This window comes from Streptomyces sp. LMG1-1-1.1 (assembly GCF_040815545.1).
Lineage (GTDB): Bacteria > Actinomycetota > Actinomycetes > Streptomycetales > Streptomycetaceae > Streptomyces.
Window position 1 is genome coordinate 137,189 of the sequence record NZ_JBFPNH010000002.1, and the last position, 21,742, is coordinate 158,930.

The following is a 21,742-nucleotide window of genomic DNA, read 5'->3' on the forward strand; positions in this document are numbered from 1 at the left end:
GAGTCACGTCCCGTCCGTCGGACGGGCTCCGGTGGCTAGCGCGGGGCGAGCTCGTCCGCGAGGCCGGGGGTGCGGTCCAGCCAGGTGCGAACGGCCTGCTGCTCCTTGCCCTTGCCGGTCTCCTGGATCACGGCTTCGAGGTCCGTGAGCTGCTTCTCGGTGAGCTTGAAGTCCTTCAGCCAGGCGCCGACCTCGGGGTTCTCGGCGGCGAAACCCTTGCGGGCGAGGGTGTGGACGCCGTCGCCCTTGCCCCAGGCACCCTTCGGGTCCGCGAGCTTCTTCAGCTCGTGCGCCGAGTAGGCCCAGTGCGGCGACCAGAGGGTCACGACGACCGGTTCCTTGCGGTCGTACGCGCGCTTCAGCTCGGCGAGCATGCCGGGCGTGGAGCCGTCGACGACCTCGTACTCGCCGTCGAGGCCGTACTCCTTGAGCACCTTGTCCTTGAGGATGCCCATCATTCCGGCGCTGGGCTCGATGCCGACGATGCGGCCCTTGAACTGCCCCGCCTTCCCCTTGAGATCGGCGAGCGAGTCGACGCCCTTCACGTACGAGGGGACGGAGAGTTCCAGCGAGGTGGGGCCGTACCAGGAGCCGAGGTCCTCCAGCTTGTTCCGGTACTTCTCCCAGTACTGGGCGTGGGTGACGGGCAGCCAGGCGTCGGTCTGGAAGTCGAGCTGCCCGCCGGCCAGGCCGGTGTACAGCGCGCCGGCCTCCAGCTGCTTGGTGTCGACCTCGTAACCGCGCCGCTCCAGGAGTTCCTTCCAGAGGTACGTGGAGGCGATGCCCTCGTCCCAGGGGATGTAGCCGATGCTGATCTTCTTGCCGTGGCCGCCGTGCCCGCCGGAGGCGGAGGTCGCGCCGCCGGAGCTGCCGAGGAAGCCCGTGCCGCCGGCGACGAGGGCGAGGACGACGACGCCGACGAGGGCCGTGACGGGCTGCGGGCGGTGGGCCCAGAGCTTCGCCCCGGGCCGCTTCGCGCCGAGCGCGGCGCGCGCCTTGGCGGCGGCGCGGCGGCCCAGCGGGGAGACCTGGCGGCCGAGCGCGCCGGTCATCCGGTCCAGGTACATGGCGAGGACGACGATGGAGATTCCGGCCTCGAAGCCGAGGCCGATGTCGACGTTGCCGATGGCCCGGTAGACCGCGCCGCCGAGCCCGCCGCCGCCGACCATGCCCGCGATGACGACCATGGACAGGCCGAGCATGATGACCTGGTTGACGCCCGCCATGATCGTCGGCAGGGCGAGCGGCAGCTGCACGCGCAGCAGGGTGTCGCGCGGGGTGGTGCCGAAGGCCTGGGCGGCCTCGACGAGTTCGCCGTCGACCTGACGGATGCCGAGCTCGGTCATCCGGACGCCGGGGGGCAGCGCGAACACGATCGTGGCGATGATGCCCGGGACCACGCCGACGCCGAAGAAGATGATGCCGGGGATGAGGTAGACCATCGCCGGCATGGTCTGCATGAAGTCGAGCACGGGCCGCAGCACCGCGCTGACCGTCTTCGAGCGGGCCGCCCAGATGCCGAGCGGGACGGCGATCACCAGGGTGACGAGCGTCGACACGAGGACGAGCGAGAGCGTCGCCATGGCCTCGTCCCACAGCTGGACGGCGTCCACGAGCGCGAATCCGGCGAACGCCAGGACCGCGGCGGCGAGGCCGCGCAGCCACCAGGCGACGACGGCGAGGATGCCGGCGAAGATCAGCGGCTGGGGCGCCGACAGGACGGCGTCGATGCCGTCGTAGAGGCCGGTGACGCCGGCGCTGACCGCGTCGAAGAGCCAGGAGAACTGCGCCTGGAGCCAGTCGACGGAACTGTCGACCCACTGGCCGAGGGGAAGCCTAGGCACCGGCGGCCACCTCCAGGGCCTCGGTGTGAGGGGCATCCGTCGCGCCGAGACCGCCCATCACGGCGAGGAGGCGTTCGGGCGGTACGACTCCGAGGACGGCGCCGTCGGAGTCCTCGACGGTCACCGGGTGCGGGGCCAGCGCGGCGACGGCGCACAGGTCCGCGACGAGCGTGTCGGGCCCGACGGCCCGGCAGGCGCAGTCGGCGGGGCAGTCGGCCGCGGGGGCGCCGGCCGTCATGACGGCGGAGGCGGTCAGCACCCGGGAGCGGTCGACGTCCTGGATGAAGGAGGCGACGTAGTCGTCGGCGGGGCGGACGAGGATGTCCTCCGCCGTGCCCAGCTGGACGATCCGGCCGTTGCGCATGACGGCGATCCGGTCGCCGAGCCGCATGGCCTCGTTGAGGTCGTGGGTGATGAAGACGATGGTCTTCTTCAGGCGCTGCTGGAGGACGAGGAGCTGGTCCTGCATGTCACGGCGGATGAGCGGGTCGAGCGCGCTGAACGACTCGTCCATGAGCAGCAGGTCCGCGTCGGTGGCGAGCGCGCGGGCCAGGCCGACGCGCTGCTGCATGCCGCCGGACAGCTCGTCGGGCCAGGACTTCTCCCAGCCGCCGAGCCCGCACAGTTCGAGCGCCTCGGCGGCGCGGGTCTCGCGCTCGGCGCGCGGGACGCCCTGCACCTCCAGGCCGTAGGCGGCGTTCTCCAGGACGTTTCGGTGCGGGAACAGCGCGAAGTGCTGGAAGACCATGCTGATCTTGCTGGAGCGGACCGTGCGCAGCTCGCGGGGAGAGAGCGCGGTGAGGTCGCGGCCGTCGAAGAGGACCCGTCCCGCGGTGGGTTCGAGCAGGCCGTTGAGCATCCGCAGGAGGGTCGACTTCCCGGATCCCGACAGGCCCATCACGACGAAGATCTGACCGGGTTCGACGGTGAAGCCGGCGTCGACGACGGCGGCCGTCGTCCCCTCGGCCCGCAGTTCCTCGCGGTCGGCGCCGTCGGCCAGCCTGCGGACGGCTTCGTCGGGTCGTCTCCCGAACACCTTGTACAGATGGTCGGCCTGGAGCCTGGACACATACACCTCACGGGTAGCAACGAAGAACGGCCCCACCACCCCCGCGCGGCCGGGCCGTGGAGCGGCGCGGGATCGGCCCGCGGCCCGTCGCGTACGAGGATTTCCTTGCCGAGTCCTCGTACCGGGTCCGCTCCGGGCTCCCGCCTCCCCGGCTTCACCGGGTGCAAACGCAAAGGTGACACGCGTCACGCCAGGACCGACGGCACAGCCCGCCGGAGCCGGGTCTGTCGATCCACTTGGTCTGTCGGTGGCGTGCGGCATGATCGGACGGGTGACCCGACGTTTGATGCTCCTCGACACCGCCAGCCTGTACTTCCGCGCCTACTTCGGCGTCCCGGACTCGGTCCGCGCACCGGACGGCACCCCGGTGAACGCCGTTCGCGGGCTGCTCGACTTCATCACCCGGCTCGTCCAGGACCACCGCCCCGACGACCTCGTGGCCTGCTGGGACGAGGACTGGCGGCCGCAGTGGCGGGTCGACCTCATCCCTTCGTACAAGGCGCACCGCGTGGCCGTCGAGACGGAGACCGGCCCGGACGAGGAGGAGATCCCCGACACCCTCTCCCCGCAGGTGCCGGTCATCGAGGAGGTCCTCGCCGCGCTCGGCATCGCCCGCGTCGGGTCCGCCGGATACGAGGCCGACGACGTCATCGGCACGCTGACGGGCCGCGCGGCGGGCCCGGTCGACATCGTCACGGGCGACCGCGACCTCTTCCAGCTGGTGGACGACGCCCGCGGGGTGCGCGTGCTGTACCCGCGCAAGGGCGTCGGGGACTGCGACCTGGTGGACGCGGAGCTCATCCGCACCAAGTACGGGGTCCGCCCCGACCAGTACGCGGACTTCGCCGCGCTGCGCGGGGACGCGAGCGACGGACTGCCCGGCGTCAAGGGAATCGGCGAGAAGACGGCCGCCCAGCTCATCACCGAGTACGGCGACCTCGCCGGGGTCCGCGCGGCCGCCGAGGACCGGACCTCGAAGCTGACGCCCGCCAAGCGGCGCGGGATCGTCGAGGCGGCCGCGTACCTCGACGTCGCCCCGACGGTCGTCCGCGTCGCCGGGGACGCACCGCTCCCCGAATTCGACCCGGCCCTTCCTTCGGCCCCCCGCGACCCGGCGGCCCTCGACGCACTGGTGAAGCGCTGGGGCCTGGGCGGGGCCGTGGGACGGCTGCTGCCGGTAATGGAGCGCTGACGGAGCGGGGCGGGGGCTTTTCGGGGCTGCATGGGGGGCGAAGCTGCACGGGGGCGAGGCTGCACGGGGACCCTCGCCCGGGGCGCCCGGGGCGCCCGCGTCGGGTCGCCCCGGTCGCGCGGGTCACCTCGGTCGCGCGGGCCACACGCGCGGGTCGCGCGCGCCACATGAGTCGTGCGGGCACCTCGCATCACGCCCAACCCGTGCCCTGAATCCGGGACTCCGGAAGCCCGGCCCCTGGGGGCCTGGGGCGCGCAGCTCCGAGGTGCTAGCTTAGGCATACCTAAGTTCACGAAGTCAGGAGAGCCCGTCGTGGCAGAGCAGCCGGCCCGCAAGGCACCGAAGGCCACCGAAGCACACGTGGTGCGCACCGAGCGGATCACGCCGCACATGGTGCGGGTGGTCCTGGGCGGCCCCGGGCTCGACGGCTTCGACGCCGGCGAGTACACCGACCACTACGTGAAGTTGCTCTTCGCTCCGGAGGGGGTCGCCTACCCGGAGCCCTTCGACATGGAGCGGATCCGGGCGGAGTTCCCCCGGGAGCAGTGGCCGACGACGCGGACGTACACCGTGCGGGCGTGGGACGCGCTGCACCGCGAGCTCACCGTCGACTTCGTGGTCCACGGCGACGAGGGCCTGGCCGGCCCCTGGGCGGCGCGCGCGCAGGCGGGCGACACCGTGCGCTTCCTCGGCCCGGGCGGCGGCTACACGCCGGACCCGGCCGCGGACTGGCACCTGCTCGTGGGCGACGAGAGCGCGCTGCCGGCGATCGCGGTCGCCCTGGAGCGGCTGCCCGCCGGAGCCCGGGTGCACGCGTTCGTCGAGGTGTCGGACGCGGCCGAGGAGCAGAAGTTCTCGACGGCCGACGGCGTGGACGTCACCTGGCTGCACCGGGGCGACCGCCCGGCCGGCCAGGCGCTCGTCGAGGCCGTCCGCGCCCTGGACTTCCCGGCCGGCGACGTCCACGCCTTCGTCCACGGCGAGGCCGGCTTCGTGAAGGACCTGCGCCGCCACCTCCGCCTCGACCGCGGAGTGGCCCGCGACCGCCTCTCGATCTCGGGCTACTGGCGCCTGGGCAAGTCGGACGAGGCCTGGCGTGCGATCAAGCGCGAGTGGAACGAGCAGGTCGAGCGCGAACAGGAGAACTGACGCTCTCTCAAGGGCCTGTCGTCAAACTCCCGTCGTCGCCCGTCGCGGGGCAGACGGGAGTCTGACGACAGGCCCTAGGGCGGGGTGGGTGCCGATGGCACCCACCCCGCCCTTTCCGCTCCCCTGCGCCGGGCACCGCCCGCCCGGACACTCCGAGGAGAAGGCCACCCCCAGGCCCTCCCCGGGCCTCCAAGGCCACCCCACGGGGCCGTCCGGGCTCCCCCTCCGCACCAGTGAACCCCCGCCCTACTTCGCCTCCCCGAAGATGCGCTCCGAGGCGTCGACGTGGGCCATCCGGCGCAGGGCCGAGAAGATGGCGTCGCCGAGGACCGTGCCGACGACGGTGCTCTCCACGAGTTCCTCGCGGGCCACGTTGCGCGCGACGTAGTCGAGGTCCGCCCGCGCCACCTGCTCCGCCGCGTCCGCGTACACCTCCAGGACGTCGACGAACGCGCCGTGGCCGACCTCGTCGAGCGCCGCGAGCGCAGTCGCCAGCGACTGCGAGGCCGGGTTGTCCGGGACCGCGTTCCAGCCGCGCGCGGTGATCAACTCGTCGACCTTCCGCCGCGCGTCCTCCATTCCGGCTCCGGGCTCGCGGTCGTAGCGCGGCACCATGCGGCTGGCCGCCGCGCCGAGCACCTCGTGCACCGGCCGGTCGGGGTCGTCGACCGCCTCGATGACGCTGCGGATCCCCGCGACCGACAGGCCGCCCACGTCGAGGAGCGCCCGGATCAGGCGGAGGCGCTGTACATGCGTCTCCCCGTACGAGGCCTGGTTCGGGCTCGTCAACTCTCCGGCCGGCAGCAGGCCTTCCCGTACGTAGAACTTGATCGTCGGCACGGACACTCCGGTCCTGCGACTCAACTCTCCGATGCGCACCGCGTGTTCACCCTTCCGGTCTTTCTCCGGTCTTGCCGACCGACACCTCCATCATAGATAGTGGCGCTATCAGATAGTGGCTAGTGCCACTATCCATAGCTCAACTGCCCGTACTGTCACGGCTTTCCACGGGGGATCACATGTCCTTACTGCACCCGCTCACCCGCCTGCACCGACCGCTGGTCTGGTTCGTCGCCTCGATGGCGGCCCTCGCGGTCGTGTCCGGCATCGGCCTGGTCGTCGACGACCGGATCCTGGTCGGCGTACCGATCTGGACCAAGCCGCTCAAGTTCTCGCTGTCGTTCATCGCGTACGGGCTCTCGCTCGCCTGGATGCTGTCGCTGCTCGCCCCGCTGCCGCGCGCCCACCGGATCGGCTGGTGGGCCGGCACGGTGGTCGCCGTCGCCAGCGCCGCCGAGATGGTGCTCATCACCCTCCAGGTGGTCCGAGGCACCCAGAGCCACTTCAACCAGGCGACACCCTTCGACAACATCGTCTTCCAGGTCATGGGTGCCACGGTCGTCGTGCTGTGGCTGGGCGCCCTCGTGATCGCGGTCCTGCTGCTGCGCGCCCGGATCCTCGACCGGGCCACCGCCTGGGCCGTCCGCCTGTCCTCGCTGATCGCCCTGGCGGGCGCCGCTGTCGGCTTCCTGATGGTCCGTCCGACCCCCGAGCAGCTCACGGTCGACGAGCCGCCGATCAGCGGCGCCCACAGCGTCGGCGTCCCGGACGGCGGTCCGTCCATGCCCCTGACGGGCTGGTCCACCACCGGCGGCGACCTGCGCATCCCCCACTTCTTCGGCATGCACGCACTGCAGCTGCTCCCGCTCCTGCTGCTCGTCCTCGCCGCGCTCGCCCCGCGCTTCGTCCGCCTCGCCGACGACCGCGTCCGCCTCCGGCTGACCCTCATCGCCGCCGGCGCCTACACCGCGGCCTTCGTCCTCCTCACCTGGCAGGCACTCCGCGGCCAGGCCCTCTTCTCACCGGACGGCGCGACACTGACCGCCGCGGCCGCGATCGTCCTGCTCACCGCACTCGCCGCCGCCCTGTCCCTCCGCGCCGCGGCCCCCTCCGCCGTCCCGGCCCCCTCCGAGGAGGTCCCGGCATGACCGGCTTCCTGTTCGAGCTGACCTTCCTCCTCGCGGCCCCGGTCTGGCTGCTCATGATCTTCGCCCCGCGCTGGCGGGCCACCGAGCGCATCGCCGCCTCCCCCCTGACCGTCCTCCCCCTGCTGGCCGTCTGGGCGGTGCTCGCCGCCCCCGTCTTCCCGGAACTCTGGGCCGCGGTCACCGGCCCCGACATCGACACCTTCCGCGACCTCACCACCCTGGCCAACGGCGCCGGCGCCCTCTGGGCCCAGGTCATCGCCTGGGACCTCCTCCTCGGCCAATGGATCTACCGCGAGGGCCGCCGCCTCGCCGTCCCCCCGCTCCTCATGGCCCCCGTCCTCCTCCTCACCATCCTTCTCTCCCCCATCGCCCTCCCCCTCTTCCTCGTCGTCCGCGCCCTCTGGACGACCCGCAGCAGGCAACGCCCGGCCCCCGCCCCGGCATGACCGGCGCGGCCCCCGCCAACGAGGGCCGCGGCCCTACCCCCCCCCGGCCCGTCAGGCCGGGGGCGCCTTACGCGCGGTGAGCTGGAAGAGGCGGGCGGTGTGGGTGTACGGGGGAAGGGCGGTCGCGGCGAGTTCGAGGCGTTCGAGGTCGGCGTAGTAGGTCGGGTCGTACTTGCGGGCGTCGTCGGTGAGGTAGTCGCAGAAGGTACGGATGCCGTAGTGGTGGACGTCGTGGCAGCCGAGGGCTTCGAGGAGGGGACGTGTCGTGATCTTGAGCCATCGCCCGACGATAGCCACCCGGCTCGGACGTGTCAGCCCCGGGCGCGGACCGTGGCGTGGACGTCGCGGTCCGGTTGGAGGGTGAGACTGGGGACGGGGCGGATGTCGTCGGTGGCGAGGTCCAGGTGGTAGCGGCGGGCGAGGACGGCGAGGACGAGGACGGCTTCGACGAGGGCGAAGCGGGTGCCGAGGCAGACGCGGGGGCCTCCGCCGAAGGGGAACCAGGCGTACTCGGGTATCTGCTCGGCGGGTTCGCCGTCGTCGGTGGTGAGCCAGCGCTCGGGGCGGAAGGCGTCGGCGTCGCCGTACCAGCGGGGGTCGCGGTGGGTGGCCCACTGGCTGGACCAGACACGGGTTCCGGTGGGGACGGGGTTGCCGCCGAGGGTGGCGCCTTCCTTGGCGATGCCGGTGATGAGCCAGATCGTCGGGTAGAGGCGGAGGGTCTCCTTGACGACCGCCTGGGTGTACGTCAGCGAGGCGTAGTCGTCGTAGCCGGGTTCGTGGTCGGCGAGGACCCGGTCGAGTTCCTCGCTGAGGGCGTCCCGGACCCGGGGGTTGCGGGAGAGGAGGTGCCAGGCCCAGACGAGGGTGGAGCTGGTGGTCTCGTGGCCGCCGATGTAGAGGGTGACGGTCTCGTCGCGGATCTCCTGGTCGGAGAGGCGGGCGCCGGTCTCGTCCCGGGCGGCGAGGAGGCGGCTGAGGAGGTCGGGGCGCTCGGTGTCGCCGTCGCGGTGGCGGGAGACGACGCGGGAGACCTCGGCGTCGATGACGGCGGTGGCGCGCTTGATGCGGGCGCGTCCGGGGGTGGGGATCCAGTCGGGGAGTATCGCTCCGATGCCGCTGAACTCGGCGCCGATCTCCTTCTGCGCGATGTCCATGGCCCGGCCGATGGACTCGGCGTCCGCCGCGGTGTCGACGCCGAAGATGGTGCGGACGGCGACGAGTTGGGTGAGGGCGGCCATCTCCTTCTTGATGTCGATGTGCTGCCCGTCGGTCCATCGGTCGGCGAGGGCGACGGCGCACTCGGTCATCGTCGCGGCGTAGGAGCGGACCTGCTTGGGGCGGACGGACGGCTGGACCAGGGAGCGCTTGCGCCGCCAGTCGGCACCCTTGGCGACGACCACGCCGTTGCCGAGGAGGGTACGGAAGGCGATGCCGAGGTCGGGCTGGTCGAAGGTGTGCTCGACCTCGGTGAGGAGTTCCCCGATGGTGTCGGGGTGCGCGATGAAGAGTGCGGGGCCGCGCCCGAAGCGCCAGCGGACGAAGTCCCCGCGCTCCCTCAGCTGTTCGAAGAAGGCGAGCGGGTCCTTGCCGAAGGCGGGCAGGTTGCCGAGGAACGGCACTCCCCGGGGGCCCTCGGCGATGGTCGCGGTCGGCTGCGTCGCGCGTGTCCCGGCGTCGGGACCGGCTTGCCTGGTCACGTACGTCCCCTCCCCAACTCACTGTCCGTGCGTACGAGTCCATGCAAGCGGAAGGGCCCTCCCCCGCGCCAGCCCTGTGGACGACGACCTGTGGACAACCGGCCGGGGGCGGTACCCGTAAGGGTGCGACGGATACTCAAGGGCGCGACGGACGCACGGATACGCCGAGGGGGCCCGCGGCGCGCACGCCACGGGCCCCTTCCGGACGGTCCGGGCGTCAGCCCACCGAACTGTAGGCGACGACACCGCGGAGCAGCGAGTCCACGGCCTTGCGGGCGTTCTTCGCGACGGTGCTGTTCTCCTTGGGCGCGGCCGCGGCGATCTGTCCGAGGACGTCGATGACCTGCTTGCACCAGCGGACGAAGTCGCCGGCGGGCATCTCGGCCTCGCGGAGGACCTCGTCGAGGCTCTTGTCGGAGGCCCACTGGTAGGCGGCCCAGGCGAAGCCGAGGTCGGGTTCGCGCTGGCCGACGCCCTCGGCCTGGTTGATCTTGAATTCCTCTTCGAGGGCGTCGAGGCGGCCCCAGATGCGGACCATCTCGCCGAGGGCCGCCTTGGCGTTGCCGGTCGGCAGCTTGGGCGCGACGGCGTCGTCGGCCTGGCGCGACTCGAAGACCAGCGCGGAGACGCAGGCGGCGAGTTCGGCCGGGGTGAGGCCTTCCCAGACCCGGTCCCTGAGGCATTCGGAGGCCAGCAGGTCGAGTTCGCCGTAGAGCCGGGCGAGCCGCTTGCCGTTGTCGGTGACGTCGTCGCCGCGCAGGTAGTCGAGCTCGGTGAGGAGCGCGACGATCCGGTCGAAGGTGCGGGCGATGGTGTTGGTGCGGCCCTCAATGCGCCGCTCCAGCTGCTGGGTGTCGCGCTGGAGGCGGTGGTAGCGCTCGGCCCAGCGGGCGTGGTCCTCGCGCTCGTCGCAGCCGTGGCAGGGGTGGGCGCGGAGCTCGGTGCGCAGCCGGGCGATCTCGCGGTCGTCGGCGGCGGCGGAGCGCTGCTTGTGGTGGCGCTCGGGGTTGATGTGTCCGGCCTTGCTGCGCAGGGCCGAGGCGAGGTCGCGGCGGGACTGCGGGGAGCGGGGGTTGAAGGTCTTGGGGATCCTCATCCGCTCCAGCGCCTCGACGGGAACGGGGAAGTCGATGGAGGCGAGCCTCTTGACCTGCCGCTCGGCGGTGAGGACGAGGGGGCGCGGGCCGTCGTGGTACTCGAAGCCGCGGTGGCCGTTGGTGCGGCCCCCCGGGATGCCGGGGTCGAGGACGAGGGCGAGGCCGGCGAACTTGCCGGTGGGCACGTGGATGATGTCGCCGGGCTTGAGCTTCTCCAGGGAGCCGGCGGCCTGGGCGCGCCGCTGGGCCGCGCCCTGGCGGGCCAGTTCGGTCTCGCGGTCCTTGAGGTCGCGGCGGAGCCGCGCGTACTCCTCGAAGTCGCCGAGGTGGCAGGTCATGCCCTCGCGGTAGCCCTCGAGTCCCTCCTCGTTCTTCTGCACCTGCCGGGAGATGCCGACGACGGAGCGGTCGGCCTGGAACTGGGCGAAGGAGGTTTCGAGGAGTTCGCGGGAGCGGTGCCGGCCGAACTGGTCGACGAGGTTGACCGCCATGTTGTACGAGGGCCTGAAGCTGGAGCGCAGGGGGTACGTACGCGTGCCGGCGAGTCCGGCGAGGTGGCCGGGGTCGAGGCCGCGCTGCCAGAGGACGACGGCGTGGCCCTCGACGTCGATGCCCCGGCGGCCGGCGCGGCCGGTGAGCTGGGTGTACTCGCCGGGGGTGATGTCGGCGTGCTGTTCGCCGTTCCACTTGACGAGCTTCTCGAGGACGACGGACCGCGCGGGCATGTTGATGCCGAGGGCGAGGGTCTCGGTCGCGAAGACGGCCTTGACGAGCCCGCGGACGAAGAGCTCCTCGACGACCTCCTTGAAGGTGGGGAGCATGCCGGCGTGGTGGGCGGCGATGCCCCGCTCCAGGGCTTCGAGCCACTCGTAGTAGCCGAGGACGTGGAGGTCCTCGGCGGGGATGGCGGCGGTGCGCTCCTCGACGATCTCGCGGACGCGCAGGCGTCCCTCGTCGTTGTTGAGGCGCAGTCCGGCGTACAGGCACTGCTGGACGGCTGCCTCGCAGCCGGCGCGGCTGAAGATGAAGGTGATGGCGGGCAGCAGCCCCTCGGCGTCGAGGCGCTCGATGACCTCGGGTCGGCCGGGGGTCCAGATGCGGGAGCGCTGGCGGCGCTCGCGCTCGCGGTCGGCCTCGCGGACCATCTTGCCGCGGCGCCGGTCGCGCGGGTTGTAGGCCGTGTTCTCGGTGCGGGCGAGGCGCATGAGGTCGGGGTTGACCTCGCGGCGGGAGGAGCCGCGGCCGCCGTGGTCGGTCTCCTCCTCGAAGAGGTCGTACATCCGGCGTCCGGCGAGGACGTGCTGCCACAGCGGTACGGGGCGGCTCTCGGAGACGATGACCTCGGTGTCGCCGCGGACGGTGTCGAGCCAGTCGCCGAACTCCTCGGCGTTGGAGACGGTCGCGGAGAGTGAGACCAGGGTGACGGATTCGGGGAGGTGGATGATCACTTCCTCCCAGACCGCGCCGCGGAAGCGGTCGGAGAGGTAGTGGACCTCGTCCATGACGACGTAACCGAGGCCGGAGAGGGCCTGGGATCCGGCGTAGAGCATGTTGCGGAGGACCTCGGTGGTCATGACGACGATCGGCGCGTCGCCGTTGACACTGTTGTCGCCGGTGAGGAGGCCGACCTTGTCGGCGCCGTACCGCTTGACGAGGTCGGCGTACTTCTGGTTCGACAGCGCCTTGATGGGCGTCGTGTAGAAGCACTTGCGGCCCTGGGTGAGGGCGAGGTGGACGGCGAACTCGCCGACGATGGTCTTGCCGGAGCCCGTGGGCGCGGCGACGAGCACGCCCTTGCCCGCTTCGAGTGCCTGGCACGCTTCGATCTGGAAGGGGTCCAGACCGAACTCGTACAGCTCGCGGAAGGGTGCCAGTGCGGTGCGCTGCTCGGCGTTGCGGGCGAGGGCGGCCGCGTACGCCTCGGCTGGTGTGAGGTCCTCTGTCATCTTGTCGTCGAGCCTACCCGCCACCTGTGACAGTGACGCGATCTTTATCGAGGGGATGCGGAGGTCTCGGTTCCGGGAGATGGGGGGCCGGTGGGAGCGAGGACCCGCAGGGCGTCCGGGACGCACTCCACGGCGAGCGGCAGCGGGCCGAGCGGCTCGCCGTCGGCGTAGCCGGTGGTGTCCGGGGCGTCGAGGGTCAGGGACCGGACGCGGTGGGTGGTGACCTTCGGGTGGTCGAGGTGCGTGCCCTTGTAGACGCGGGGGAAGACCCTCAGGAGGGTGGTGCGGTCGCAGTCGCCGACGACGGTGACGTCGAGGAGTCCGTCGTCGATGCGGGCGTCGGCGCAGATCCGCATGCCTCCGCCGTAGGAGCTGCCGTTGCCGACGGCGACGAGGGTGGCGTCGGTCTCCAGGACGCGCCCGTCGTCCAGGGTGAGGCGGTACGGGACGGGCCGGAAGGCGGCGAGCTCGGCGAGGATCGCGAGGTCGTACTTGAAGCGGCCGGCGGGGAGGCGCATCCGGTTGCCGCGGTCGTTGACCCGGGAGTCGAATCCGGAGGCGAGCACCGTGCCGTACCAGCGGGTACGGGTCCCGCTCGTCACGCGTCCGAGGTCCATCGCACGGGCCCCCGCGCCCTTCAGGATCCCGGCGGCGACGCGGGCCGCGGCGACCGGGTCGCGGACGGGCAGGCCGAGCGTGCGGGCGAAGTCGTTGCCGGTACCGGCGGCGATGACGCCGAGCGGGGTGCGGGTCCCGGCGACGGCCTGGAAGGCGAGGGAGATCATCCCGTCGCCGCCGACGGCGACGAGGGCGTCGGTGCCGTCGGCCACGGCCTCGCGCGCGCGTGCCAGGGCGTCGGCGGCGTCGAGCCCGAGCACGGTACGGACGGAGAATCCCGCGTCCCTGAGCACCCGCGCGGCGGGCTGGGCGGCATGGGCCCCGCGGCCGCGGCCAGCGGTGGGATTGACGAAGAGGGTGATGTCGCTGGTCATTGGGGGTCCCCCCGGACGGAGTCTGGGGGGACCCTACAAGATCAGGTGATGTCGTCGTAACCGTTGAGCCGCTGCGCCGTGGTTCCGCCGTGCTCGCCGGTGGCCTGCTCGGGCAGGACGCGGGCGGCGGGGACGGGTTCGACGGCGCCGACGGCCTGGGGCGTGAGGTCGAGCGAGGAGGCCTCGTCGTCGTCGAGCTCGGCGTCGGGGTTGCCGCGCCTGCGCCGCCGGTCGTTGAGGAGGGAGAAGCCGACGGCCCCGAAGTACAGGATCGTGATCGGCCCGGCGAGGGCGATCATGCCGATCGGGTCGGTGGTCGGAGTGATGACGGCGCCGAAGACGAAGACGCCCATGATCACACCGCGCCACCAGCCGGCCATGCGGCGACCGGTGAGGACACCGGTGAGGTTCAGCATCACCAGGACGAGGGGGAGCTCGAAGGCGAGGCCGAAGACGAGCACCATGCGCAACGTGAAGTCGAGGACGTCGTTGAGCGACAGGATGTTCGCGGAGCCGCTGGGCGTGAGGCTGATGAGGACCTTCACGCTGACGGGCAGGATGAGGTACGCGAGGTAGGCGCCCGCGGCGAAGAGCGGCACGGCCGCGCCGACGAAGGCGTACGTGTACTTCTTCTCGTTCTTGTGCAGCCCGGGCGCGACGAACGCCCACAGCTGATAGAGCCAGACCGGGCTCGCGACGACGAGGCCCGCCGTCAGCGACAGCTGGATCGTCGTGCTGAAGGGAGCCATCAGTGTGTTGAAGGAGACGATCGCGCAGTTGCCGCCGTCACTGGTGACACCCGGGGCACAGGTGGGCACCGACTTCGTGAGGAACTGCATCAGCTCCTCGCTGTAGGCGAGGGCGACGATCGTCACCGCCGTGATGGCGAGGAGGCCCTTCGCCAGGCGGTTGCGGAGTTCGCGCAGGTGCTCCACGAGGGGCATGCGGCCCTCGGGATCCTTCTCCTGCTTGGGGGCAGACTTGGGCAACCCAGGTCCTCATCTCGTGCGGCAGCCGCCGCCCGGTGCGGCGGCTGCGGCGGACCGGGTCAGCGCTTGGTGGTGTCCGAGGGCTCGGCCACGGGGCGCGAGCTGGTCACGTCGCCGGGAGCGGCCTGGATGGTGCGCGGCGCGGGCTCCTGCGTCCCGGTCCCCGCGTGCGGCGGGTCGGCGGGGGCGCTCTGCTGGTCGTCCGACTTCATCGCCTTCGCCTCGCTCTTGAGGATGCGAGCCGACTTGCCCAGCGAGCGGGCCATGTCCGGGAGCTTCTTGGCACCGAACAGGAGGATGATCACGACGAGGATCAGAATGATCTCGGTGGGGCCGAGCCTACCCATAGCGTTTACCTTCTTCACCGAGGCGACATGGAGTGCGGGCGCCCGGCGGGTCGGACACCTGTCCGGCCACCGCGCTGCCAGCGATCGTAACCCGCAGGAGTAAACGCAGGGCAATGCCCTTGCATACTCCCGATTTCGTGGCACGAGCCCGGGTGGGGGCCCTTTCACGCAGGGTACGGCACGGTCTCAGCGCAGTGTCTCGCCGGTTCTGGCCAGTCCCACGGCGGCCGTTTCCAGTTCCCCGGCCGCCCGGTTGATCCGCTCTGTGGTGTGCGCCACCTGGCGGCCGAGGCGCTGCACTTCGAGGAACACCCTGACGGCGAGGACGCCGAGGACGGCGATGCCGAGGAAGCCGAGGGCGATGGCGAGCATGGGCCAGAACATGTGCGTGAGCCTACTCAGACGGTCGTGTGGAGCCGCAGCGTGCGCACGCCGCCGCCGGTGAGGAGTTCGACGATGCGCTCGCCGGCGGGCTTGCGGACGGCGCTGCCGCACTCGGGGCAGGTGAACGAGTAGAAGGTCGTGCGGCGGCTGGCTCCGATGGCCAGGCGCAGGGCGCTCGCGGAGAGTTCGAAGCGGGAGCGGCAGTCGGGGCAGGCGGCCTTGAAGAGGACCGGGGCGATCGTCGCCGTGAGACCGTGCATCGCGGACACTTCCCTCATCTCTCTCTGGACCTTCGGTACGTCAGTGACAGCGTCGCGGGCGCGAGGACCGTCACACTCCCTCGTACGCGGCGAGCGCGGCGGCCGCCGCCGTCCTGGCGCTGTCGGCGAGCTCCGCCGGCGCGACGATCCGCCCGTCGCTGCCCAGCCGGAGCCCGAGCCTGCGCAGCGAGGCGGGGTCGGGTGTCCGCAGCGTGATCCGCAGTCCGCCGTCGGGCAGCTCGTCGGCCCGGTCGTGCGGGTAGTACTCGGCGACCCAGCGGCCGCCCGGGCCCACCTCGACCACGACCTCCGGGTCGTCGGCGGACGGCTGCACGAGGCCCTCGGAGAGGTCGCGCAGTTCCAGCTCCGGCGGCGCGGCGTGCTCGTCGAGGATGCGGATCTCCACGACGCGGTCGAGCCGGAAGGTGCGGCGCGCCTCGGAGAGCCGGCACCACGCCTCCATGTACGTATGGCCGACGGCGAAGAGCCGGATCGGGTCGACCTCGCGCTCGGTGAGCTCGTCGCGCGCGGGCGAGTAGTAGCGCACCCAGAGGCGCCGGCGCTCGGAGATGGCCCGGTCGACCTCGGCGAAGACACCGCCCTCGGACTCGAAGGTGACCGAGAGCCGGGAGCTGGCGCCGGCCGCCTCGCCCGCCGCGGCCTCCAGCTTGGCGGTGGCGCGCAGGAGCGCCTCCCGGTCGCTCTCGCGGAGCCCGGGCAGGGTCGCGACGGCGCGGGCGGCGACGAGGAGGGCGGTCGCCTCGTCGGCGGCGAGCCGCAGCGGCGCCGCGACGTCGTCGGGGTTGTGCCACCAGATCCGGTCGCCGTCGGTGTCGATGTCGAGCAGGTCTCCGCCGCGGAAGCTGGTGCCGCACATGGGCAGCACGTCCAGGTCGGAGATCAGTTCGTCCTCGGTGATCCCGAAGGCGCGCGCGACGTCGGCGACGTGGGCGCCGGGGCGCTCGCGGAGGTAGGTGACCAGGGAGAGCATCCGCCTCGTCTGGTCGATCGCGTTGGCAGCCATGCGGTTCGTCTCCCCCTCAGCCCTTGGCCACGGCGCGCAGCCGGTCCATCACATCGGCCCGCAGATCGGCGGGTTCCCGTACGACGACGTCGGGGCCGAACTCGACCAGCCAGGCGTCGAGCCCGTGGCCGTACGGGATCTCCAGCTCGTCCCACCCGTCGGTGCCCTCCTGTACGGACAGGGCGCGGGCGCGCAGCGGGTAGCCGCAGCCGGCGCGGAGCCGGATGCGGGCGGTGCGGGTCGCGGTCTCGCCGGCCCAGCTCTCGACGGTCTCCCGGACGGTGACGACGTCGGGCACGGGCGCGGTGAAGGCGCCGGCCCGGGAGCGGACCTTGCCGGTGATCCGGGAGAGGCGGAAGACGCGCTCGGCGCCGCGGTCGCGGTCCCAGCCGGCGAGGTACCAGTGGCCGCGCCAGCATTCGAGGGTCCAGGGCTCGACCTGGCGGGTCTCGGGGCGGGCGGCGTTGGCCTTGCGGTAGTCGAAGACGACGGGGCGGCGGTCGCGGCAGGCCAGCATGAGCGGCTCGAAGGCGGCCTCGTGGACCGGGATGCGGGGTTCGAGGGCGCTGGGCTGGGTGTCGTACGAGTCCTCCGCCTCCGGCATGCCGGCGGCGCGGAGCTTCTGGAGGGCGCCGCTGGCGGCCCCGGCGAGGCGGGCCTGCTGCCAGACCTTGGCGGCCAGGCCGAGCGCGGCGGCCTCCTCGGCGTCGAGGGTGATGGGCGGCAGCCGGTTGGAGTCGCGGCGGGCGAGGTAGCCGGTCTCGCCCTCCAGGTTCTCGACGGTCTCGATGACGAGGCCGAGCTCGCGCAGGTCGTCCTTGTCGCGCTCGAACATGCGGTTGAAGGCGTCGTCTCCGGAGGCTTCGAGGTAGGCCTCGATGGAGCCCCTGAGTTCACGCTTGCTCAGCGGTCGGCGCGTCCCGAGCAGGCACAGCGCGAGATTCATCAGCCGCTCGGACTTGGCAATCGCCATCGACGCCCTGCACCTCTTCCGCGGATTCACTTCTCGGACGTCCGACCGTACCGCCCCGGAGTGTCGCGGCCAAAGCCGAGGGCCCCCGCCACGGATGGCGGGGGCCCCTGAGCGACCTGGAGCGGTCGCGGTGCGCGCGGGTCAGCGCTTCTTCACGGCCACGAGGTCGCAGACGAAGATCAGCGTCTCGCCCGGGGCGATCGCGCCGCCGGCGCCGCGGTCGCCGTAGGCGAGGTGCGCGGGGATGATCAGCTGGCGGCGGCCGCCGACCTTCATGCCCTGCACGCCCTGGTCCCAGCCCTGGATGACCTGACCGGCGCCGAGGTTGAAGTCGAGCGCGGTCCCGCGGTTCCAGGAGGCGTCGAACTCCTCACCGGTGGAGAAGGCCACACCCACGTAGTGGACCTTGACGAAGTCACCGGCGGCGGCGACCTCGCCGTCGCCCTCCCAGATGTCCTTGATCTCCAGGTCCTTCGGCGGCTCGCCGCCCGGGAAGTCGATCTCGGGCTTCTCGATGCTCACTGAACTGCTCCTCATACTGATGAACTGCGCGATCGGGACAGTCTTACATCTTCGTCAGGATGTCCACGGCGAAGACCAGCGTGGAGTTCTTCGGAATGCCCTGCTTCTCCTCGTTGCCGAACGCCTCGGACGGCGGGGCGACGATGAGGACGCGGCTGCCGATCTTCTTGCCGACGAGACCGTTCTTCAGGCCCTTCAGCGTGAGCTGTTCGAGCGGGAAGTTCGCGGGCTTGCCGGTGGTGTAGGTCGAGTCGAAGACCTTGCCGTCCTTCCAGAGGGCGGCGACGTAGTTGACGACGACCGTGTCGGTGGCCTTGACGGCCTCGCCGTTGGCCTCCAGCACGTAGTTCGACACGAGCTTGGTCGGCGGGTCGGTCTTCGGGACCGTGAGCGAGGGGGCCTTGCCGTCGGTGTTGGTGCCGACCTTCGGCAGGTCCTTGTTGTCCTGGGCGACCGGGGTGCCCGTGGCGGACTTCGGGATGGTGACGGCCTTCAGGATGTCCACGACGAAGACGAGGGTCGCGTTGGGCTTGATGTCGCCCTGGCCCTGCGCGCCGTAGCCGAGCTCCGGCGGGATGCCGATCTCGATGCGGCTGCCGACCTTCTGGCCCTCCAGGCCCTGGTCCCAGCCCTTGATGACCTGGCCGGCGCCCAGCGTCAGGTCGAACGGCTGACCGCGGTCGAAGCTGTTGTCGAAGGGGGTGGTGGAGTCCCAGGCCTGGCCCAGGTAGTTCACCTGGAGCGCGTCACCCTTCTTGGTCACCGCGCCCTTGCCCTCGCTGATGACGTTGACCTTCAGTTCCTTGGGCGGGTCGCCCACGCCCTTGGCGAGGGTCGGCTTCTCCCCGAACTTCTCCCCCGCGGTGATGGCGGGCAGCCCGTTCTTCATCGAGTCGGAATCGGAGCCCTTGTCGTCGCTGCCGCACGCCGCTGTCGAGAGCAGCAGCAGCGGGACGACGAGAAGGCCGGCAAGTCGGCGCACGTGTTCCTCAGATCTCAGACGGCACAGTAGTTGTGCCGACACTCTAGGGGACCCTCCTCTCGGCGGGAGGGCCCCGCACGTGAAACGTGCGGGGCCCCGGGCGCGTACGACCTGGTCTTACATACCGGCGATCAGCTTTTCCACCCGGTCGTCGACGGAGCGGAACGGGTCCTTGCACAACACGGTGCGCTGCGCCTGGTCGTTCAGCTTGAGGTGCACCCAGTCGACGGTGAAGTCCCGGCGCTGCTCCTGGGCGCGGCGGATGAAGTCGCCGCGGAGCCGGGCCCGAGTGGTCTGCGGGGGCACCGACTTGCCCTCGAAGATCTTCATGTCGTTGCAGATCCGCGCCGCCTGCCCGTTCTTCTGGAGCAGGTAGTAGAGCCCACGACGGCGGTGGATGTCGTGGTAAGCGAGGTCTATCTGCGCGACCCTCGGGTTCGACATGGTCATGTTGTGCTTGGCCCGGTAGCGCTCGATGAGCCGGTGCTTCATGACCCAGTCGATCTCGGTCTCGATGCGGTCGAGCTGCTCGCTCTCGATCGCGTCGAGCGTCCGGCCCCACAGTTCGAGGACCTGGGCGACGGTGCCGGAGCGGATGCCGCGGCGGTCGACGAAGTCGACGGCCTTGTCGTAGTACTCGCGCTGGACCTCCAGGGCGGACGCTTCGCGGCCGCTGGCGAGGCGGACCTTGCGCTGGCCCGTGATGTCGTGGCTGACCTCGCGGATCGCCCTGATGGGGTTCTCCAGGGTGAGGTCGCGCATCACGGTGCCGGCCTCGATCATGCGCAGCACCAGGTCGGTGGCGCCGACCTTGAGCAGCATGGTCGTCTCCGACATGTTGGAGTCGCCGACGATGACGTGGAGCCGGCGGTAGCGCTCGGCGTCGGCGTGCGGCTCGTCCCGGGTGTTGATGATGGGCCGTGAGCGGGTGGTGGCGGAGCTGACGCCCTCCCAGATGTGCTCGGCACGCTGGGAGACGCAGAACACCGCGCCCCGCGGGGTCTGGAGGACCTTTCCCGCGCCGCAGATCAGCTGCCGCGTGACGAGGAAGGGAATGAGGATGTCCGCCAGTCGGGAGAACTCTCCGTGGCGGGCGACGAGATAGTTCTCGTGGCAGCCGTACGAGTTTCCCGCCGAGTCGGTGTTGTTCTTGAAGAGGTAGACGTCGCCGGCGATTCCCTCCTCGTGCAGGCGGCGTTCGGCGTCGACGAGAAGACCTTCGAGAATGCGCTCGCCGGCCTTGTCGTGGGTGACCAGTTCGGTCACGTTGTCGCATTCCGGTGTGGCGTATTCCGGATGCGATCCCACGTCGAGGTACAGGCGGGCGCCGTTCCGCAGGAAGACATTGCTGCTGCGGCCCCATGACACGACACGGCGGAAGAGGTAGCGCGCCACTTCGTCAGGAGACAGTCGGCGCTGTCCCCTGAACGTGCACGTGACGCCGTACTCGTTCTCCAGCCCGAAAATGCGGCGGTCCATGTCTGAACATTACGCCTGACGGCCTGTGCTGAAACCGGGTTGACCGTTCCCGTTTCGATCATTTTCCGATCAGCACGCGTTCTTTTCGGTGTGTACGGCGGTGGGGGCCGTCTCGCCGACGGCGTGTCGCGCGGTGTCGCCGGGCATGTCGGGCGCGGCGAGGACGCGGCCGGTGGCGAGGAGGACGAGCAGGGCGACGACACCGCCCGCACCGGCGACGGCGAACCCGGCCACGGTCCCGGCCAGTTCGACCGCGGGTCCGGCGACGGCGGAGCCGAGGGCCGCGCCGACGCCGAAGGTGGTGACGAGCCAGGAGAAGGCCTCGGTGACGGTGCCGCGCGGGGCGTGCCGGTCGACCACGATGAAGGCGCAGGCGAGGACGGGGGCGAGGAAGACCCCGGACAGGACGGAGAGGCCGGCCATGGCGACCGGGCCGGGCGTGAGCATGAGGGGCAGGTAGCAGACCGCGAGCAGCAGGACGAGGACCCGCAGCCGCCGTTCGGGGGTGCCCGCCCACGGCCGGGCGCCGTAGACGGTGCCGCCGACGAGGGCGCCGAGGCCGAGGGCGGCCATCAGCCAGCCGTAGACGGCGGGGGTGCCGCGGTCGTCGGCGTAGGCCACGGCGGCGACGGTGATGGAGCCGAGGGCGAGGCCGACGAAGAAGAAGGAGCCGAGGAGGGCGAGCAGCCCGGGCGAGCGCAGGGCGCCCAGCCAGTGGGCCTCGCGGGTGGCGGAGCGCCAGGCGCGGGACGGCTCGGAGAGCACGACGGCGAGGGCGCCGAGGATGCCGAGGCCGTTGATGACGAGGAGGGCGGCGGCGGGCGACCACACGGCGACGAGGAGCGTCACGAGCAGCGGGCCGACGGTGAACATGACCTCCTGGGCGACGGCGTCGAGGGCGTACGCGCGGTGCACCCGGTCCTCGCGGCCCAGGACGCTCGGCCACAGGGCCCGCAGTCCGCCCTCCAGGGGCGGGGTGAAGAGTCCTGCGACGACGACGGCCGCGTAGGCGAGGGCGAGGTGGCCGATGCCGGCGAAGGCGAAGAGGACCATGCCGAGCGCCGAGAGGACGGCGGCGGGCAGCTGGACGCGGGGCTGGCCCTTGAGGTCGACGGCGCGGCCGAGGAGCGGCTGTCCGACGGCGTTGGAGAGGCCGTAGGCGGCGATCAGGCCGCCGGCCAGGGTGTAGCTGCCGCCCTGGTCCCGGACGAACAGGGTCATGGCGATGGGGCCGGTGCCGTTGGGCAGCCGTCCGACGAGGGTGCCGGTGAGCAGGCGGGCGGCGTGCGGCGCCCGGAGTATGTCGAGATAGCCGCCGTGCGCGGGGGCCTCGGTGGCCATGTCGGTCTCCCCTCACCT

General features: G+C 71.6%; 21 protein-coding genes. 4 read left to right on the forward strand and 17 right to left on the reverse strand.

Going from position 1 to position 21,742, the window contains the following annotated elements; genetic code table 11:
* Positions 1 to 35 precede the first annotated feature (35 nt).
* Together MRBLMG1_RS03405 and MRBLMG1_RS03410 are read right to left on the reverse strand one after the other, a co-directional pair.
* Entirely contained in the window at positions 36 to 1,844 is a 1,809-nt protein-coding gene (locus MRBLMG1_RS03405; RefSeq protein WP_367820552.1) for an ABC transporter permease/substrate binding protein, read from the reverse strand.
* Positions 1,837 to 2,913 carry a quaternary amine ABC transporter ATP-binding protein gene (locus tag MRBLMG1_RS03410; protein ID WP_367820554.1) on the reverse strand — a complete coding sequence of 359 codons (1,077 nt, stop codon included), beginning with the start codon at positions 2,911 to 2,913 and terminating at the stop codon, positions 1,837 to 1,839. Before MRBLMG1_RS03410 ends, MRBLMG1_RS03405 begins: the two co-directional genes overlap by 8 nt.
* A 286-nt stretch (positions 2,914 to 3,199) precedes the next feature.
* Between MRBLMG1_RS03410 and MRBLMG1_RS03415 the strand changes: the two genes are divergently transcribed.
* Entirely contained in the window at positions 3,200 to 4,105 is a 906-nt protein-coding gene (locus MRBLMG1_RS03415) for a 5'-3' exonuclease (protein WP_367820689.1), read from the forward strand.
* 312 nt (positions 4,106 to 4,417) lie between these two features.
* Positions 4,418 to 5,254, forward strand: a complete 837-nt coding sequence (locus tag MRBLMG1_RS03420) for a siderophore-interacting protein (protein WP_367820556.1) — start codon at positions 4,418 to 4,420, stop codon at positions 5,252 to 5,254.
* Between the two features lie 246 nt (positions 5,255 to 5,500).
* Here the strand turns inward: MRBLMG1_RS03420 and MRBLMG1_RS03425 are convergent, their stop codons facing one another.
* Positions 5,501 to 6,094: a MerR family transcriptional regulator gene (locus MRBLMG1_RS03425; RefSeq protein ID WP_414721483.1), complete on the reverse strand. Its 594-nt coding sequence runs from the start codon at positions 6,092 to 6,094 to the stop codon at positions 5,501 to 5,503.
* A gap of 179 nt (positions 6,095 to 6,273) precedes the next feature.
* Here MRBLMG1_RS03425 and MRBLMG1_RS03430 point away from each other — a divergent pair, with 179 nt between their 5' ends.
* Positions 6,274 to 7,242 (forward strand): hypothetical protein, encoded by a 969-nt coding sequence (locus MRBLMG1_RS03430; protein ID WP_367820560.1) that lies wholly within the window; start codon positions 6,274 to 6,276, stop codon positions 7,240 to 7,242.
* On the forward strand, positions 7,239 to 7,688 hold the full coding sequence (locus MRBLMG1_RS03435) for an ABA4-like family protein (protein ID WP_367820562.1): 450 nt from the start codon (positions 7,239 to 7,241) through the stop codon (positions 7,686 to 7,688). Before MRBLMG1_RS03430 ends, MRBLMG1_RS03435 begins: the two co-directional genes overlap by 4 nt.
* A 51-nt stretch (positions 7,689 to 7,739) precedes the next feature.
* Here MRBLMG1_RS03435 and MRBLMG1_RS03440 read toward each other — a convergent pair whose 3' ends face one another.
* From MRBLMG1_RS03440 to MRBLMG1_RS03505, 14 genes are all read right to left on the reverse strand, one after another.
* The gene (locus MRBLMG1_RS03440) at positions 7,740 to 7,985 is read right to left on the reverse strand and encodes a hypothetical protein (RefSeq protein ID WP_367820564.1); all 246 of its coding nucleotides are present in this window, start codon (positions 7,983 to 7,985) and stop codon (positions 7,740 to 7,742) included.
* Positions 7,986 to 7,999: 14 nt separating this feature from the next.
* Positions 8,000 to 9,388, reverse strand: a complete 1,389-nt coding sequence (locus MRBLMG1_RS03445) for a cytochrome P450 (RefSeq protein ID WP_414721484.1) — start codon at positions 9,386 to 9,388, stop codon at positions 8,000 to 8,002.
* Between the two features lie 217 nt (positions 9,389 to 9,605).
* Complete coding sequence (locus MRBLMG1_RS03450; protein WP_367820566.1) at positions 9,606 to 12,431, reverse strand: DEAD/DEAH box helicase; 2,826 nt, start codon at positions 12,429 to 12,431, stop codon at positions 9,606 to 9,608.
* 44 nt (positions 12,432 to 12,475) lie between these two features.
* Positions 12,476 to 13,423 (reverse strand): diacylglycerol kinase, encoded by a 948-nt coding sequence (locus MRBLMG1_RS03455; protein ID WP_367820568.1) that lies wholly within the window; start codon positions 13,421 to 13,423, stop codon positions 12,476 to 12,478.
* Positions 13,424 to 13,464: 41 nt separating this feature from the next.
* On the reverse strand, positions 13,465 to 14,367 hold the full coding sequence (gene tatC / locus MRBLMG1_RS03460; RefSeq protein ID WP_367820693.1) for a twin-arginine translocase subunit TatC: 903 nt from the start codon (positions 14,365 to 14,367) through the stop codon (positions 13,465 to 13,467).
* A gap of 104 nt (positions 14,368 to 14,471) precedes the next feature.
* On the reverse strand, positions 14,472 to 14,759 hold the full coding sequence (gene tatA / locus MRBLMG1_RS03465) for a Sec-independent protein translocase subunit TatA (protein ID WP_362560481.1): 288 nt from the start codon (positions 14,757 to 14,759) through the stop codon (positions 14,472 to 14,474).
* A gap of 186 nt (positions 14,760 to 14,945) precedes the next feature.
* The gene (locus MRBLMG1_RS03470; RefSeq protein ID WP_367820570.1) at positions 14,946 to 15,143 is read right to left on the reverse strand and encodes a hypothetical protein; all 198 of its coding nucleotides are present in this window, start codon (positions 15,141 to 15,143) and stop codon (positions 14,946 to 14,948) included.
* 14 nt (positions 15,144 to 15,157) lie between these two features.
* Positions 15,158 to 15,421 (reverse strand): hypothetical protein, encoded by a 264-nt coding sequence (locus MRBLMG1_RS03475; RefSeq protein WP_367820572.1) that lies wholly within the window; start codon positions 15,419 to 15,421, stop codon positions 15,158 to 15,160.
* A gap of 52 nt (positions 15,422 to 15,473) precedes the next feature.
* Positions 15,474 to 16,427, reverse strand: a complete 954-nt coding sequence (locus MRBLMG1_RS03480) for a helix-turn-helix transcriptional regulator (RefSeq protein ID WP_367820574.1) — start codon at positions 16,425 to 16,427, stop codon at positions 15,474 to 15,476.
* A 16-nt stretch (positions 16,428 to 16,443) separates the two neighbouring features.
* On the reverse strand, positions 16,444 to 17,400 hold the full coding sequence (locus MRBLMG1_RS03485; protein ID WP_367820576.1) for a helix-turn-helix transcriptional regulator: 957 nt from the start codon (positions 17,398 to 17,400) through the stop codon (positions 16,444 to 16,446).
* Positions 17,401 to 17,541: 141 nt separating this feature from the next.
* Positions 17,542 to 17,922: an FKBP-type peptidyl-prolyl cis-trans isomerase gene (locus tag MRBLMG1_RS03490; RefSeq protein WP_367820578.1), complete on the reverse strand. Its 381-nt coding sequence runs from the start codon at positions 17,920 to 17,922 to the stop codon at positions 17,542 to 17,544.
* Positions 17,923 to 17,965: 43 nt separating this feature from the next.
* Entirely contained in the window at positions 17,966 to 18,904 is a 939-nt protein-coding gene (locus tag MRBLMG1_RS03495; protein ID WP_367820580.1) for an FKBP-type peptidyl-prolyl cis-trans isomerase, read from the reverse strand.
* A gap of 117 nt (positions 18,905 to 19,021) precedes the next feature.
* On the reverse strand, positions 19,022 to 20,383 hold the full coding sequence (gene pafA / locus MRBLMG1_RS03500) for a Pup--protein ligase (RefSeq protein ID WP_367820582.1): 1,362 nt from the start codon (positions 20,381 to 20,383) through the stop codon (positions 19,022 to 19,024).
* Positions 20,384 to 20,452: 69 nt separating this feature from the next.
* The gene (locus MRBLMG1_RS03505; protein ID WP_367820584.1) at positions 20,453 to 21,724 is read right to left on the reverse strand and encodes an MFS transporter; all 1,272 of its coding nucleotides are present in this window, start codon (positions 21,722 to 21,724) and stop codon (positions 20,453 to 20,455) included.
* Between the last annotated feature and the right edge of the window lie 18 nt (positions 21,725 to 21,742).

Bases quoted from the DNA above. Each gene is read 5' to 3' on its own strand.
- MRBLMG1_RS03435 (WP_367820562.1), top strand. From the start codon at position 7,239: ATGACCGGCTTCCTGTTCGAGCTGACCTTCCTCCTCGCGGCCCCGGTC.
- MRBLMG1_RS03505 (WP_367820584.1), bottom strand. From the start codon at position 21,724: ATGGCCACCGAGGCCCCCGCGCACGGCGGCTATCTCGACATACTCCGG.
- MRBLMG1_RS03415 (WP_367820689.1), top strand. From the start codon at position 3,200: ATGCTCCTCGACACCGCCAGCCTGTACTTCCGCGCCTACTTCGGCGTC.
- tatC (WP_367820693.1), bottom strand. From the start codon at position 14,367: ATGCCCCTCGTGGAGCACCTGCGCGAACTCCGCAACCGCCTGGCGAAG.
- MRBLMG1_RS03475 (WP_367820572.1), bottom strand. From the start codon at position 15,421: ATGAGGGAAGTGTCCGCGATGCACGGTCTCACGGCGACGATCGCCCCG.
- tatA (WP_362560481.1), bottom strand. From the start codon at position 14,759: ATGGGTAGGCTCGGCCCCACCGAGATCATTCTGATCCTCGTCGTGATC.
- MRBLMG1_RS03450 (WP_367820566.1), bottom strand. From the start codon at position 12,431: ATGACAGAGGACCTCACACCAGCCGAGGCGTACGCGGCCGCCCTCGCC.
- pafA (WP_367820582.1), bottom strand. From the start codon at position 20,383: ATGGACCGCCGCATTTTCGGGCTGGAGAACGAGTACGGCGTCACGTGC.
- MRBLMG1_RS03485 (WP_367820576.1), bottom strand. From the start codon at position 17,400: ATGGCGATTGCCAAGTCCGAGCGGCTGATGAATCTCGCGCTGTGCCTG.
- MRBLMG1_RS03480 (WP_367820574.1), bottom strand. From the start codon at position 16,427: ATGGCTGCCAACGCGATCGACCAGACGAGGCGGATGCTCTCCCTGGTC.
- MRBLMG1_RS03470 (WP_367820570.1), bottom strand. From the start codon at position 15,143: ATGTTCTGGCCCATGCTCGCCATCGCCCTCGGCTTCCTCGGCATCGCC.
- MRBLMG1_RS03455 (WP_367820568.1), bottom strand. From the start codon at position 13,423: ATGACCAGCGACATCACCCTCTTCGTCAATCCCACCGCTGGCCGCGGC.
- MRBLMG1_RS03430 (WP_367820560.1), top strand. From the start codon at position 6,274: ATGTCCTTACTGCACCCGCTCACCCGCCTGCACCGACCGCTGGTCTGG.